Annotated in this window: 4 protein-coding genes; all 4 read left to right on the forward strand. The window is 68.4% G+C overall.

All coding sequences use genetic code 11. The features are described 5' to 3' along the window. Window positions 1–92: uL29 family ribosomal protein (locus QZX79_RS18550; protein WP_366484671.1), on the forward strand; the 92-nt coding region annotated here is incomplete at its 5' end. Continuing rightward, entirely contained in the window at window positions 89–391 is a 303-nt protein-coding gene (gene rpsQ / locus QZX79_RS04000) for a 30S ribosomal protein S17 (protein ID WP_294564998.1), read from the forward strand. The genes QZX79_RS18550 and rpsQ, both read left to right, overlap by 4 nt. A 224-nt stretch (window positions 392–615) precedes the next feature. Next, entirely contained in the window at window positions 616–984 is a 369-nt protein-coding gene (rplN, locus tag QZX79_RS04005; protein ID WP_091929103.1) for a 50S ribosomal protein L14, read from the forward strand. A gap of 50 nt (window positions 985–1,034) precedes the next feature. Continuing rightward, a partial coding sequence (gene rplX / locus QZX79_RS04010; protein WP_366484672.1) for a 50S ribosomal protein L24 occupies window positions 1,035–1,207 on the forward strand: 173 nt, incomplete at its 3' end.

Here is a 1,207-nt window from a genome sequence, read left to right on the forward strand (position 1 = left end):
GCCCCGTCCGCCGCGACATCGCCCGGATCTACACGATCATGCGCGAGCGCGAGCTGGGTCTCTCGGTCGCCCCGAACGAGGGTGTGGCATGAGCGATCCCCAGTCCGCGAGCACCGTGGCCTCGGGCCCCGGTCTGGCCGGCCGTGGCTACCGCAAGGTCCGCGAGGGCCTCGTGGTCAGCGACAAGATGGAGAAGACCATCGTCGTCGAGGTCGAGGACCGTGTGAAGCACGCCCTCTACGGCAAGGTCATCCGCCGGACCAACAAGCTCAAGGTGCACGACGACCAGAACGTCGCCGGCATCGGTGACCGCGTGCAGATCATGGAGACCCGGCCGACGTCGGCCACCAAGCGGTGGCGTCTGGTCGAGGTCATCGAGAAGGCCAAGTAGGCCAGCAGGAGACGGCCCTCCGGGGCCGTAGCACACGACCAGAGCGATACGCGTACTCTGGACGACTGGCGCGCATCGCATCTCTCACCGGATGCGCGCCGCATCCCGGTACCCGTGCTTCGACGCACCGGCGGCGCACGCCGTCGGTGCGTCGGCTCGCGGGTGTCGGACAGCCGGTTCACCGATCCGGCCCGGCTGTCACCACAAGTTTTTGGGAGTTGGACGTGATCCAGCAGGAGTCGCGACTGCGCGTCGCCGACAACACCGGTGCGAAGGAGATCCTCTGCATCCGGGTGCTCGGCGGCTCGGGGCGACGCTACGCGGGCATCGGCGACGTGATCGTCGGAACCGTGAAGGACGCCCTGCCCGGCGCCGGCGTGAAGAAGGGTGACGTGGTCAAGGCCGTCGTCGTCCGCACCGTCAAGGAGCGCCGTCGTCCCGACGGTTCCTACATCCGGTTCGACGAGAACGCCGCGGTCATCATCCGCGACAGCGGCGACCCGCGCGGTACGCGCATCTTCGGCCCGGTGGGCCGCGAGCTGCGCGACAAGCGCTTCATGCGGATCATCTCGCTCGCACCGGAGGTGCTGTGACCATGGCTGCCCACAACAAGTCCGCTGCCAGCAGCGGCAAGACGCCGTCCATGAAGGTCAAGAAGGGTGACACCGTCGTCGTCCTGGCCGGCAAGGACAAGGGTGCGAAGGGTCGCGTCATCGCTGCCTACCCCAAGGACCAGCGCGTGCTGGTCGAGGGCGTGGGGCGCGTGAAGAAGCACACCCGCATCAGCTCCACGCAGCGCGGGGCCCAGCAGGGCGG

It is taken from the genome of uncultured Arthrobacter sp. (genome assembly GCF_902805515.1).
Lineage (GTDB): Bacteria > Actinomycetota > Actinomycetes > Actinomycetales > Micrococcaceae > Arthrobacter_D.